This is a genomic window from Plantactinospora sp. GCM10030261 (genome assembly GCF_042666615.1).
GTDB lineage: Bacteria > Actinomycetota > Actinomycetes > Mycobacteriales > Micromonosporaceae > KBS50.
The window spans coordinates 26,901-39,620 of the sequence record NZ_JBHTDD010000004.1 but is presented as its reverse complement, the minus strand read 5'-3'; the positions used below and the strand labels follow the sequence as shown (position 1 = coordinate 39,620).

Sequence of the window (12,720 nt, the reverse complement as noted above, 5' to 3'; positions counted from 1 at the left end):
GTTTCTCCCGCCGCCTACGCCTCCCGCGACTCCGCCGACAACGCCTCCCGCGAATCCCCGGCATGCGCGGCGGCGGCGCGCAGGAAGTCCAGCGACCGTCGAGCCACCGCCGGCGCCGCGTGCGAGTGCCGGGGCAACTCGACGGCGACCAGCCCGGAGTAGCCGGCGGCGCTGAGCGCGGCCAGCACCGGTGGGAAGTCGATCTCACCGTCGCCGAATTCGAGATGCTCGTGCACGCCCCGCCGCATGTCGTCGATCTGTACGTTCACCAGGTACGGCGCCACGGCCTCGACGCACGCCGGCACCGGCAGTGGTTCCAGGCAGCGACAGTGTCCGATGTCCAGGGTGATGCCGAACCCGGCCGGCGCGCCGAGTGCGGTCCGCAGCCGGTGCCAGTCGGCGATGTCCGCCACCACCATGCCGGGCTCCGGTTCGAACCCGAGGGTCACCCCGGCCGCGTCAGCCTCGGCCACCACCTCGGCACACCTCGCCACCAGCCGGCTCCAGGCCGTCTCGTTGTCCACTCCGGATGGCCGCACGCCGGCCCAGCAGGACACCGCCTCGGCGTTCAGGTCTGCCCCGATCCGGATCGCCCTCCGGAGGAAGTCGATCCGTCGCGCCGGGTCGTCGTCCACCAGGGTCGGCGCGTGCTTGTGCCAGGGGTCCAGCAGGTACCGGGCGCCAGTCTCGATCACGAGTCCGAGGCCAAGGTCGGCGAGCCGACGGCCGACCGCGGCCACCCGGTCGGCGAGACCCGGCCGGTACGGGTCGAGGTGGTCGTGGTCGAGGGTCAGCGCCACCCCGTCGTACCCGAGGTCGGCGAGGACGCCGAGGGCGTCGGGCAACCGGTGGTTCGCGAACCCGTTCGTGCCGTACCCGAACCGGAGCCCATGGGTGCCGGTCCGGCGGTCGGCGATCCGGCCGGTCATGTCGGCAGCCCGGCCCGTCGTGTCGGCAGCCCGGCCGGTCATGTCGGCGACATCCGGCGAGCGAGCCGGCGGCCCAGCGGCGCTGCGGCGGCCACCGCGAGCCCGAGCAGGCCGGCACCAGCCCGGGCCGCCAGGGCGCCCTGGAGGGCCGGCAGGCTGGTGATGCCCGCGCCGACCGCGTCCCGGACCCGCGGAGCCACCGGATCGACGGCCGCCCTGGCCTGCGCGGCACCGTACCGGGCCGCGTACCAGGAGGCCAGCGCGGCCGGCAATGCCGCCGACCGGTTCCTCCGGAATCCTGTCCCGCCGGACGGCACCGCTCGCCCGCCCGCGACCGCGAGGTCCCGGGACCACCGGGTCGCGACCGCGCTCACGGCCACCACAGCGGTGCCGCCGAGGGTGGCCACCGGCAACCACCGGTCCGCCCCCGACACCTCGCGCCGGGACAACGCCGTCACCGTCCAGGTGTGCGCCCCGATGGTCACCGCCGCCGGCACCGCGGCCAGCATCCCGGCCCGGCGCCCGAGACCGGCCCGGCGCCCGAGACTCGCACCGAGCAGCACGTCGAGCCCGCGGCAGGTCGCCATCACCGCGGGGCCCGCGGGGCCACCCTTCGCCACCAGGTCGTAGACCCACACCGCCCCCGCGAGCGGCACCGCGACCGCGAGCGACCGCCGGCCACCAACCAGGCCAGCGAGCGCCACCCCGACGGTGGTGAGACCGGCCGCGACCCCGAGCGCCACCGCCGGAGCCACCCGCCCGCTCGGGATCGGTCGCTCCGGCCGCTCGGTGGCGTCCAGCCGGCGATCGGCCCAGTCGTTGGCCGCCATGCCGGCCCAGTACAGCAGCACGGAGGCACCGGCCAGACCGACGGCGCGGGGACCACCCGCTCCCACCGCGGCCGCGCCCGCGGCCACGTCGCCGGGCACCGACAGCGCCGCCGGCGCCCGGACGAGGTCCGCGAGGTCGCCCCATGCCGGCGTCACCTGGACGCTGCCCCGACCCGGCGGACCAGCCCGCACAGCGCCGCCCACTGCTCGGCCAGCGAATGGTCCGTGGCGCCGAGCGGGTCCTTGAAGAAGAAGGCCAGGTCGGCGAGGGGCCCGCTCAGTCCGGCCCGGTGCGCCGCGGCGGTGATCCGGGCCAGGTCCAGCACCAGCGGGGCGGCCAGTGCCGAGTCGCAGCCGTGCCAGGAGAACTCCAGCCGCATCGACGTGCCGAGGAAACCGGTGAACGTGATCAGATCCCAGGCGGTCTTGAAGTCGCCGATGTCGTCGACGTACTCGATCCGGGTGGTGCCCTGCGGCTGGTAGCCGAGGATCTCCGCCAGCAGCCGTTGCTTACTGGCCGTCTTGGCGGCGTTGGCCGCCGGATCCGCCAGGTTGGCTCCGTCCCCGCCGCCCAGCAGGTTCGTCCCCGACCAGGTCCGGACGGTCAGGTTCCGCATCGCGAACATCGGGGCGAGCACCGACTTCACAAGCGTCTCCCCAGTCTTGCCGTCGTTGCCGGCGTACGGCAACCCGCTGCTCGTCGCCAACTCGTGCAACGCCGGGAGCCGGGCACCGGTGGACGGGGTGAAGTCGACGAAGGGACAGCCAGCGGTGAAAGCCGCGTACGCGGCCAGCGAACTCGGTGGCAGCGGGGCTCCCGGCCGAGCGAGGGCGGCGCGCAGGGCCGCGAGGTCCGCGTGCGCCGACCGCGGCACGGGCACCGCCTCGGTGGACGCCACGTTGATGACCACCACGCGGTCGAGGTGGTGCCGGTCCCGGAAGGCGATGATGTCGGCCGCGATGCCGTCGGCGATCTCGGACTGACACCGACCCGCCGGCACCGGACGGAGGGCCTCCGCCACCGTGGGCAGGTCGCCGGCGACCGCGGTGACCAACCGGCCCGGCAGCACCCCGGCCGCCGCGAGTTCGTCCGCCCGCTTGGACAGCGGAGTGTCCACGATGTCGTGACCGCCGAACACCAGGTCACCCAGGCCGGGCAGGGTCAGGCCGCGCAGGGCGGGCAGTTCACAGACGCAGCCGGTCGGCTCCGCCAGGCCGGCGCGCAGCGCCAACGCCCCGACGACGCTCGTCACGGCCACCGATCCGCGTGCTCCGATCAGCCACACTCCGGTCGCCATGTCCGCTCCTCGTGGTCCGGGAACTGGGTTCCAACCTTCCAAAGTGCACCCGGATCGTCAATCGATGTCACACGATCCATAGGCGACGAAGGTGGCCCCGCCCGCCCGGCCGAGTGGACCGGGACGGTCGGCGGTGCCGGAGTCGGCGGCCACCGGACCGCCTTCCTTCCCGGCCCGGATCGGGCGGACGGGACCCGGTAGGCAAGGCCAGTCGGCGTCGCGGCCTTGCCTCCCCCGCGTCTTCGACGTCGTGAGCGGGCGCACCTCCTTGACGAACCTGCTTCCGTCCGGTGCGGCCGGGCTCGGATTCCCGGACCGGCCGCACCCGACGGCCCGCGTACGCGCCACCACGGCGGTACGCCTCGACCGGTGGGACCGCATTCCGGCCGCGGGGCGCAACCGCGACCGGCCCTCGCCGGTCCCGCCGGCGAGCGATGAACCGGCGGACCGGCCAACAGGTGACCGGTCCTCCGGTGTGCGGGGCTGTCCACCCCGCCGTCGGTGGTCAGGCCGCGACCGGGGCCAGGGCCGGCTCCACCTCCGTCCAGGACGAGCCGCGCTCGGCCGAGCGCAGCACCGCGTCCAGCACCACCTGCACCTGCAACGCGTCGGCGAACGACGGCGCCGGGTCGGCCCCGGTGGCGATCGCCGTCAGGAAGTCCCGGGCCTGGTGGGTGAACGAATGCTCGTACCCGATGATGTGGCCCGGCGGCCACCAGGCGGACAGGTACGGATGCTCCGGTTCCGTCACCAGGATGCGGCGGAACCCCTGCTCCGGGCTCGGCTGCGTGGCGTCGTAGAACTCCAGTTCGTTGAGGCGTTCCAGGTCGAACGCCACGGCGCCGAGCGAGCCGTTGATCTCCACCCGCAGCGCGTTCTTGCGGCCGGTGGCGAACCGGCTGGCCTCGTACGTCGCCAGCGCCCCGCCGTCCAACCGGGCGACGAACACCGCCGCGTCGTCCACGGTCACCTCGCCGGTGGTCGGCATCTCCGCCGGGGCACCGTGCCCGTCCGCCGTGGCGCTCAGGCCACTCGACTCGGCGGGCAGCGGCCGCTGCCGGACGAACGTCTCGGTGACCGCACTGACCCCGGTGATCCGCTGGTCGCTGACGTACTGGGTGAGGTCGATGATGTGCGCGCCGATGTCACCCAGCGCGCCCGACCCGGCCACCTCCCGGCGTAGCCGCCAGACCAGCGGGAACTGCGGGTCGACGATCCAGTCCTGCAGGTACGAGGCCCGGATGTGCCGGATGGTGCCGATCCGACCGTCCGCCACGAGTTGGCGCATGAGCGCCACGGCCGGCACCCGGCGGTAGTTGTAGCCGCACATCGAGCGGATCCCGTCGCCGCGCGCCCGGGCCGCGGCGGTGGTCATCTCACGTGCCTCGTCGACCGTGTTGGCCAGTGGCTTCTCGCACAACACGTGCTTGCCGGCGGCCAGGGCGGCGAGAGCGATCTCCGCGTGGCTGTCTCCGGGCGTACAGATGTCGACCACGTCGATGTCGTCCCGGTTGACGAGGTCCCGCCAGTCGGTGGTGTGGCCCTCCCAGCCGAGCCGGTCGGCGGCCGCCGCGACCCGCGAGGAGTCCCGGCCGCAGATCACCGCCATCCGGGCCCGTGCCGGCAGGTCGTACACCCGGTTCACGGTGCGCCACGCCTGCGAGTGGGCGGCGCCCATGAACGCGTAGCCGACCATGCCGACCCGTAGCTGCATGTCTGGACTGGACAAGGTGGGTCTCCCCCCGTACGTCAGAATCCGAGCTTCACGTAGTCGCCCGCGTTGTCCTTGGTGATGGTCTCCGAGGCCAGCACGATCTCCTTGGGCACCTGGAGTTCCACCAGGTCGGCCATCCCGCGCCCCTGACCGATCAGCCGGGCCAGCGAGATCGCCGAGGAGGCCATCGATGGGCTGTAGGTCACCGTCGCCTTGAGAACCGTGCTGTCCGACTGGATGTCCTCGATGGCCTTCTTGGAACCGGCACCACCAACCATGAAAAACTCCTTGCGGCTGGCCTGGTTGATGGCCGCGAGCACGCCGACGCCTTGGTCGTCGTCGTGATTCCACAACGCGTCCATCTTGGGCAGTGCCTGGAGCAGCTGCGCTGCCTCCTGCTGACCGGAGTCCACGGTGAACCGCGCCGCCCGCCGGTTCGCCACCTTGAAGCCGGCGGCCCCGAGGGTGTCCCGGAAACCCTTCGATCGTTCCTGGGTCAGCTCCAGCTCGTCGATGCCGGCGATCTCACCGATGATCGGGTTGCTGATGCCCTTGGCCTTGAACTGCTCGATCATGTAGGTCGCCGCGGCGACCCCCATTCCGAAGTTGTCGCCCTTGATCTGCAGCCGGTAGGCACGGGCGTCCGGGAAGGCCCGGTCCAGGTTGACCACGGGGATGCCGGCCTGCATCGCCTCCAGGCCGAAGGCGTTGAGTTCCTTGCCGTCGAACGGCAGCAGGACGATCACGTCCGGCTTCTGCGAGATCAGGGTGGACAGCGCGGACCGCTGGGCCGCCGCGTCCGCGCCGGCGGCGACCGGCTTGAGCTCCACGTCGGAGTACGCCCCGGCCTGCGCCTTGGCGTTGTTGGTGATGGCGCCGATCCAGCCGTGGTCGTCCGCCGGCGCCGAGAAGCCGATGACGACCTTCTTGCCGGGCGACGCGTTGCCGCTGGCCCCGGCACCGGCGCCCACGGTCTGCGCGGCGCTCGGCCCCTCGGAATTGCTGGTGCAGGCGGTGAGCAGGGCGCCGGCGCCGAGCGCGGCGCCGCCGAACAGCAGGCGGCGACGTGATGGATCGCGGACCGGCCGGGACGATTCGTGCTGGGTCATGACGACCTCCTGGGCTCTGCTGATGGGCGATATCTGGGTGTGACCGACCCGGCGGCGGCCCGACGGGCCGTCACCAGGTGCGCAGTCGCGATGCGTCAGGTCGTGGTGAGGGCCTTGTTCCGGGCGAGGAATTGGGTCAGGGACCGGAAGCGGAACTGCTGGATCAGGACGGCGGCGATGATGATGCCGCCCTTGACCATGTTCTGACTTTCGGTCGACAGTCCGTTGATGGCGAACAGGTTCGTGATCGTCGCGAAGATGATCACACCGAGCAGGGAACCGATGATGGTGCCCCGCCCGCCGCTGAGCAGCGTCCCGCCGATGATGGCGGCGGCGATCGCGTCCAGCTCGTACAGGTTGGCCATGCCGGCCTGGGCGGAGTTCGCCGTGGCGGTCAGCATGATGGCCGCGATGCCGCAGCACAGCCCGGACAGGGCGTACAGCAACAGAGTGTGCAGCCGGACGTTGATGCCGGCCAGCCGGGCCGCCTCCGGGTTGCCGCCGACGGCGACCGTGCGCCGACCGAAGGTGGTGCGGTTGAGCAGCACCCAACCGGCCGCCACCACCAGCGCCAGGATGTACACCAGCAGCGGGATGCCGAGAATCTTGTCGCTCGCGATGGCATTGATCGAGGTGTTGCTGGAAACCTGGGTCTGCTTGTTGGAGATCTCCGCGGCCAGCCCCCGCGCCGCGACCAGCATGGCCAGGGTGGCGATGAACGGCACCAACCGGCCGTACGCGATAAGCGTGCCGTTGACCAGGCCGACGCAGACCCCCACGACGAGAGCGCAGAAGATCATGCCGCCCGCGCCGTAGCTCTGCGTCGCCAGGGTGGTGCACCAGACCCCGGCCAGGGCCACGATCGCGCCGACCGACAGATCGATCCCACCACCAATAATCACGAACGTCATGCCGACGGTGACCACTCCGATCACCGACGCCAGCTTGAGGATCGACAGGATGTTGTCCCACACCCAGGCGGAGTTGCCGTAGAGGTCCGGACGGGTCGCGGCACCGATGACGATCAGCACGACGAGCACGCCGAGCAGCCCCAGGTTGCGCCACATCGATTCGCTCGCGTCACCGCGCAGCCAACCGAGCCGGGCCGGGTCGGCCCGACCGGTCACCACCGCGCCGGTGGCCGCCCCGCCGGCTGCCGGCGTGCCGGCCCCGGCCGAACCGGTCGTCGCGTCCGGTGCGGCCGGCGGCGACTGCGCGGGCAGTCCCTCCCGTTCCGGTACGGCCGTCGGCGCGCCCTCGCTCATGCCCACTCCCCCAACGTCGCGGCTGTCGTATGCGTCGCCGTCGCGGCCGTCCACCTCACGCCGGCGCCCCTTCCATCAGCGACCCCGCCATCACGAGGTCGAGAACGGTGTCTTCGTCGAGGTCCCCGGCGGGTGCCTCGTGGATCAGTCGGCCTTCCCGCATGACGAGCACCCGGTCGGCCAGTCCGAGCACCTCGGGCACTTCACTGGAGACCAGCAGGACCCCGACTCCGCTGTCGGCGAGCGCCCGGATCACCTGGTAAAGCTCCGCGCGGGCACCGACGTCGACGCCCCGGGTCGGTTCGTCCAGCAGCAGCAGCCGGACATCGCCCAGCAGCCACCGGCCGACCACCACCTTCTGCTGGTTGCCGCCGGACAGTGTGCGTACCGGTCGGCTGACGTCCCTGGGCCTCAGGTCCAGCGAGGCGGCGATCCGGTCGGCCTCGGCGCGTTCCCTACCCGCGTCGGTGAATCCGGCGCGGGCGTACCGGCCGAACGTCGCCAACGTGACGTTGCGGTAGATCGGCTCGCCGAGCAGCAGCGCTTGACTCTTGCGCTCCTCGGGCGCCATTCCCATGCCGGCCCGTACGGCGGCGGAGACACTTCCCGGACGAACGGCCCGACCGGCCACCCGGACCGAACCACTCGCCGCCCGGCGCGCGCCGAAGATCGTCTCCAGCAGCTCGGATCGGCCGGACCCGACAAGGCCCGCGATCCCGACGATCTCACCGGCGCGGACCCGCAGCGAGACGTCGGAGAACTCGCCGGGCCGGCTCAGGCCGTCGACCCGCAGCAGTTCGGCACCGAACGGCTCGTCCGCCGGCCGGTTCGGGAAGACGTACTCGATGTTGCGCCCGGTCATCCGGCTCACCAGGTCGCGGGTCGGGGTGTCCCGGGCCGGAAGGTCGGCCGCGGTCGTCCGGCCGTCCTTGAGGACGGTGACCCGGTCGCCGATCTCGCGGATCTCCTCGAGCCGATGGGAGATGTAGATGACCGCGATTCCCTGGGCGGTCAGTTCCCGGATGATGCGGAACAGGTTGCCCACCTCGTCATGGGCGAGTACGGCACTCGGCTCGTCCATGATGATGAGGCGCGCGTCGTGGGACAACGCCCGCGCCATGCTGACCACCTGCTTGCCGGCGGCCGGTAGGGACCGCACCATGCGGTTGGGCGGGATCTCCGGGTGACCGAGACGGGCGAGGATGTCGCGGGTCTTCCGCGCCATGAAGACGCGGCGGACGAAGCCCAGCCTGCGCGGTTCGTGGCCGAGGAAGGCGTTCTCCGCCACCGACAGATCCTCGACGAGGTCGAGTTCCTGGTAGATGGTGGCGATCCCGGACCGCATCGCCGCCTGCGGACCGACGAAGGTCGCCGGGGCACCGCGCCACTCGATGTGCCCGGAGTCCGGCCGGTGCGCGCCTGAGAGCACCTTGATGAGAGTCGACTTGCCGGCGCCGTTCTGACCGAGCAGGCAGTGCACCTCGCCCGCTCGCACCTCCAGCCGTACGCCGTCCAGCGCCCGGACCCCGGGGAACGTCTTCACCACGTCGGTGAGCCGCAACACCACCTCACCGGGAACCGTGTCCGGCTCACTCCTCGCGCTCACAGCGACCCTTCCGTTCGCGACTGCGGGGCTCGCAAACCCGGCTCACTCCTCGCGCTCTCACTGAGCCACCTTCCGTTCGCGACTGCGGGGCTCGCAAACCCGGCTCACTCCTCGCGCTCTCACTGAGCCTCCCCGAATGCCGTGTCGCTGGACAGCACCGCCGCACCCGCCACCCCGGCGCGCGGGCCCAGTTCGGACAGCACGACCGGCAGGTTCCCGGTGGCCAGCGGCAAGGAGCGCCGGTAGACCACACTGCGGATCTCGGCGAGCAGGATGTGGCCCAGTTGGGCGAGCCCACCGCCGATGACGATCATCGACGGGTTGGCGAAGCTGACCAGGCCGGCCAGCACGCCGCCGACCCGCCGACCGCCGTCGCGAATCAGCCGGATGCAGGTCGGATCCCCCTCGACGGCGGCCTCGGCCACGTCCCGGGCGGAGACCGCGCCGGTGGTGGCGAGTCGCTCGGCCAGCGCCGGCGACGTCCCGGCGCGGGCCGCCGCGGTGGCGTCCTTGGCCAACGCAGCACCGCTGAACAACGCCTCCAGGCACCCCACGTTGCCGCACGAGCACATCGGACCGTGCGCGTCGACCTGGATGTGGCCGATGTCGCCCGCGCATCCGTCGGTGCCCCGGTAGACCTCGCCGCCGAGATAGATGCCGCAGCCGATGCCGGTGCCGATCTTGACGAAGAGGAAGTCGTCGACCGAGTGCGCGACTCCACCGTGTCGCTCCCCGATCGCCATGATGTTTACGTCGTTGTCCACCACGGCAGGGCAGCCGTGCTCCCGGGTCAGCAGCTCACGGACCGGGTAGCGGTCCCAGCCCGGCATGATCGGCGGGGAGACCGGCACCCCGTCGCGGAAGCTGACCGGACCGGGCACGCCGACACCGATCGCGTCCAGCCGGCGGTAGACACCGTCCACCTTGGCCTTGGCCAGTAGGTCGTTGACCCGGGCCAGGATGACCTTGGGACCGTTCCGGATGTCGGCCGGCTCGGTATAGGCGGCCAGCGGTTCCAGTCGACCGTTTACCACCTCGACGTCCACCGAACTCGCGCCCAGGTCGATGGCGGCGAAGCGGAGTTCCGGGTTCAACTCGACCAGAGTGGAGCGCCGGCCCCCGCGCGAGGCGGCGAGGCCGGCCTCGGCCACGTAACCGGCCGCCACCAGGCGTTCCAGCTCGGCGAGCAGTCGCGGCCGGGGGATCGACAGCCGATCGGCCAGCTCCGCGCGGGAGACCGCCCCCTCGTCGCGCAGCAGCCGCAGCAGCCGCAGGTGCAGGGGCTCGGCGGTACGCACGCCGGCTCACCTCCGAGTCCGTCAGACCATCGACATGAACATCGATGTGGTGACCGACACAGTAGGAGGGTTCCGTACCGCTGTAAAGACCTTTAGCCAGACCGTAGCTAACTTTTGTCCAACCGAACGAAAGCCGGTCCCGAGGTCGGGGACGGTCTACTTCTCGTCATGCTTACGTAGCGTTCGGTCGTCGCGCAGCTCGACGAACGGCTCCTTGTCCGGCGGCCGCAGGCCAGCCGCGATCGCCCGGCTCCGCTCCAGTTCCGCGTCGAGTTCGGCGCCGAGCAGGATGGCCAGGTTGGTCAGCCACAGCCAGACCAGAAAGATGATCACACCGGCCAGGGCGCCGTACGTCTTGTTGTACGAGCCGAAGTTCGACACGTACAGGGCGAACCCGCCGGAGACGGCCACCCAGAGCACGACCGCGAAGACGCCACCGGGAGTGATCCACCGGAATCCCCCGTGCCGGGCGTTCGGCGCGGCCCAGTACAGCACCGCGAAGGTGAGGCTGACCAGGGCCAGCAGCACCGGCCACTTGGCGATGTCCCATACGGTCACCGCCGTCTGGCCGAGGCCCAGCGCCTCGCCGGCCCGCTCGGCGAACTTGCCGGTGAAAACCACGATCAGGAGGCTGGCCAACACCATCACCCCGACGAGCGCGGTCACCGCCACACGCAGCGGCATCGTCTTCCAGATCGGCCGGCCCTCCGGCACGTCGTAGATCGAGTTCGAGGCACGGATGAACGCGCCGATGTAACCGGACGCGGACCAGAACGCGCCGAGCAGACCGAAGATCGCCACCAGGCCGGCGGTGGGGCTCTCCGAGACCTGCGTGATCGCGTTCTCGATGATGGTCCTGGTCTCCTGCTGCGGCACCAGGTCGGTGATGGTGTCCTTCACGTCCCGCACCGTCTGGTCGCCGAGCAGGCCGAGCACCGAGACCATCACGAGCAGCGCGGGAAACAGCGACAGCACGCCGTAGTAGGTGAGCGCGGCCGCCCAGTCGGTCAGGTTGTCGTCCTGGAACTCCTTGCCGGTCCGTTTGAGCGCCGACCAGACCGAGGTGCCCGGCAGGTCGGCCGGACTGTCCGGGCCGTCCTCGGGCCCGGCCGGACCGTGCTCATCGTCGGCGGAGCCGGCCGGCCGGTCGTCGTCCCGGTGGCGGTCCCGGCCGCCGAAGAGCCGGCCGAGGCGGCCCCCCTCATCCCGCCCGCCCTCGGTAGCGTCGGCCCGGCGCTCGACGGGCTCGGTGGCGCTCCCGCGCCGCTCGGCGTTGTCCGCGGCCATCGCCCCTCCTCGAATCGGATGCGTCCGGCCACGCCGGCGAGGTTGCCGCCGGCGGTACGGCGAAACGCCGCGTTGGTCGGACCCGTCCGGGTCAATGCCCCACGGGTGCCGGCGGTAATCCCGCCAGCCCGGATCAGGACGTCCGCCGGTACCGCAGCAGCACCACGCCGGTGTCGAACGGCCGGGTCTCGGTGATTGTGAACCGCCACGGCTCGAAGCTCCGGGTGAACAGTGGGATCCCGGCGCCGACCACCACCGGGTTCAGCTTCACGCACAACTCGTCGATCTCCGGCAGCAACTCGGCGGCCAGCGTCCCGCCGCCGCACAACCAGATGTCCTGCCCCTCCTGTCGCTTCAGTTCGCGGACGAATGGCAGCGGATCGTCGGCCAGCACGGTCACCTCGGGGTCTGGCGCCGCCGGCAGCGTCCGACTGAACACGTACTGCCGCAGGTGGGCGTACGGGCTGGTGAAACCCTCCCGCAGGCCCGGCTCGTAGGTGCCCCGACCCATGATCGCCGTGTCGAAACGGGCGTTCGGCACGTCGAGTCCCACTGCCGCCCGGTAGGGCGTGGGCAACGTTTCCGGGTAGGTGCTGGTGACGTACGCCTTGAGACCGCCCTCGAACGGGAAGAAGTCGAACTCCCCCTCCGGCCCCGCGATGAAGCCGTCGAGGCTGCTGGCGACGTAGTAAACGAGGTCTCGCATCGTATCTCCAATCACAACTGCTGTCGTGGTTGAATGTACAACAGGCGTCGTGGTTACTGCTACCCTGAGGTCATGGCGAAGAACGAAGCGCGGCGGGCGCTGCTCGCGGACGCGGGTCTGCGGGTGCTCGCGACGGCCGGCGCCCGAGGTCTCACCCACCGCGCGGTGGACACGGAGGCCGGGGTGCCCATCGGGACCGCCTCCAACTACTTCCCGACCCGGGAGTCCCTGCTCGGCGGCCTCGGCAGCCGGATCTTCGAGCGGTTCGCTCCGGACGACGCGGTGCTTGCCCGGTTGGCCGGACGCCCGCCGTCCCTGGACCTGTTCGTCGACTACCTGCGCCACGTTCTGGACCGCACCACCAGGCAGCCGGACCTGACCCGGGCCCTGATCGAGCTGCGGTTGGAGGCGGCTCGCAACCCGACGCTGGCCGAGACGCTCGGCGACCAGCTCCGCCGCGGGTACGCGGACGACATCGCCTTCCACCGGGGCAGCGGCCTTCCCGGCGGGCCGTTCGAACTGGCGCTGCTGCACTACGCCATGGACGGGTTGTTGCTCGACCTGCTCACCACCTCGATCGGCGCGGACACCGACCCGGACGAGGTGGTGTCCGCCCTGGTGCACCGGCTGGTCGGCGGCCGTCAGCCGGCGGACGAAGCCGGCTGACCGCGCCGCGGA

The 12,720-nt window shown here is 71.5% G+C and carries 11 protein-coding genes; 1 reads left to right on the top strand and 10 read right to left on the bottom strand.

Annotation, left to right across the window (positions count from 1 at the left end):
• Positions 1-14 precede the first annotated feature (14 nt).
• The 10 genes from ACFQUZ_RS06655 to ACFQUZ_RS06610 all read right to left on the bottom strand — a co-directional run bounded on the left by ACFQUZ_RS06655 (position 15) and on the right by ACFQUZ_RS06610 (position 12,042).
• Positions 15-929, bottom strand: coding sequence for a sugar phosphate isomerase/epimerase family protein (locus ACFQUZ_RS06655; RefSeq protein WP_377439426.1), 915 nt, complete (start codon positions 927-929; stop codon positions 15-17).
• Between the two features lie 38 nt (positions 930-967).
• Complete coding sequence (locus ACFQUZ_RS06650) at positions 968-1,915, bottom strand: SCO3242 family prenyltransferase (RefSeq protein ID WP_377438932.1); 948 nt, start codon at positions 1,913-1,915, stop codon at positions 968-970.
• Entirely contained in the window at positions 1,912-3,057 is a 1,146-nt protein-coding gene (locus ACFQUZ_RS06645) for an inositol-3-phosphate synthase (protein WP_377438930.1), read from the bottom strand. Before ACFQUZ_RS06645 ends, ACFQUZ_RS06650 begins: the two co-directional genes overlap by 4 nt.
• A 505-nt stretch (positions 3,058-3,562) precedes the next feature.
• Positions 3,563-4,771: a Gfo/Idh/MocA family protein gene (locus ACFQUZ_RS06640; protein ID WP_377438928.1), complete on the bottom strand. Its 1,209-nt coding sequence runs from the start codon at positions 4,769-4,771 to the stop codon at positions 3,563-3,565.
• 35 nt (positions 4,772-4,806) lie between these two features.
• Positions 4,807-5,880, bottom strand: coding sequence for a substrate-binding domain-containing protein (locus ACFQUZ_RS06635; protein WP_377438925.1), 1,074 nt, complete (start codon positions 5,878-5,880; stop codon positions 4,807-4,809).
• 95 nt (positions 5,881-5,975) lie between these two features.
• On the bottom strand, positions 5,976-7,145 hold the full coding sequence (locus tag ACFQUZ_RS06630) for an ABC transporter permease (RefSeq protein ID WP_377438922.1): 1,170 nt from the start codon (positions 7,143-7,145) through the stop codon (positions 5,976-5,978).
• Positions 7,146-7,200: 55 nt separating this feature from the next.
• Complete coding sequence (locus ACFQUZ_RS06625) at positions 7,201-8,751, bottom strand: sugar ABC transporter ATP-binding protein (protein ID WP_377438920.1); 1,551 nt, start codon at positions 8,749-8,751, stop codon at positions 7,201-7,203.
• 119 nt (positions 8,752-8,870) lie between these two features.
• Positions 8,871-10,049, bottom strand: coding sequence for an ROK family protein (locus ACFQUZ_RS06620; protein WP_377438918.1), 1,179 nt, complete (start codon positions 10,047-10,049; stop codon positions 8,871-8,873).
• 156 nt (positions 10,050-10,205) lie between these two features.
• Positions 10,206-11,336 (bottom strand): YihY/virulence factor BrkB family protein, encoded by a 1,131-nt coding sequence (locus tag ACFQUZ_RS06615; RefSeq protein WP_377438916.1) that lies wholly within the window; start codon positions 11,334-11,336, stop codon positions 10,206-10,208.
• Positions 11,337-11,469: 133 nt separating this feature from the next.
• On the bottom strand, positions 11,470-12,042 hold the full coding sequence (locus tag ACFQUZ_RS06610; RefSeq protein ID WP_377438913.1) for a dihydrofolate reductase family protein: 573 nt from the start codon (positions 12,040-12,042) through the stop codon (positions 11,470-11,472).
• A gap of 72 nt (positions 12,043-12,114) precedes the next feature.
• Between ACFQUZ_RS06610 and ACFQUZ_RS06605 the strand changes: the two genes are divergently transcribed.
• A complete protein-coding gene (locus ACFQUZ_RS06605; protein ID WP_377438910.1) occupies positions 12,115-12,708 on the top strand; it encodes a TetR/AcrR family transcriptional regulator in 594 nt (197 codons plus the stop codon).
• Positions 12,709-12,720: the final 12 nt, after the last annotated feature.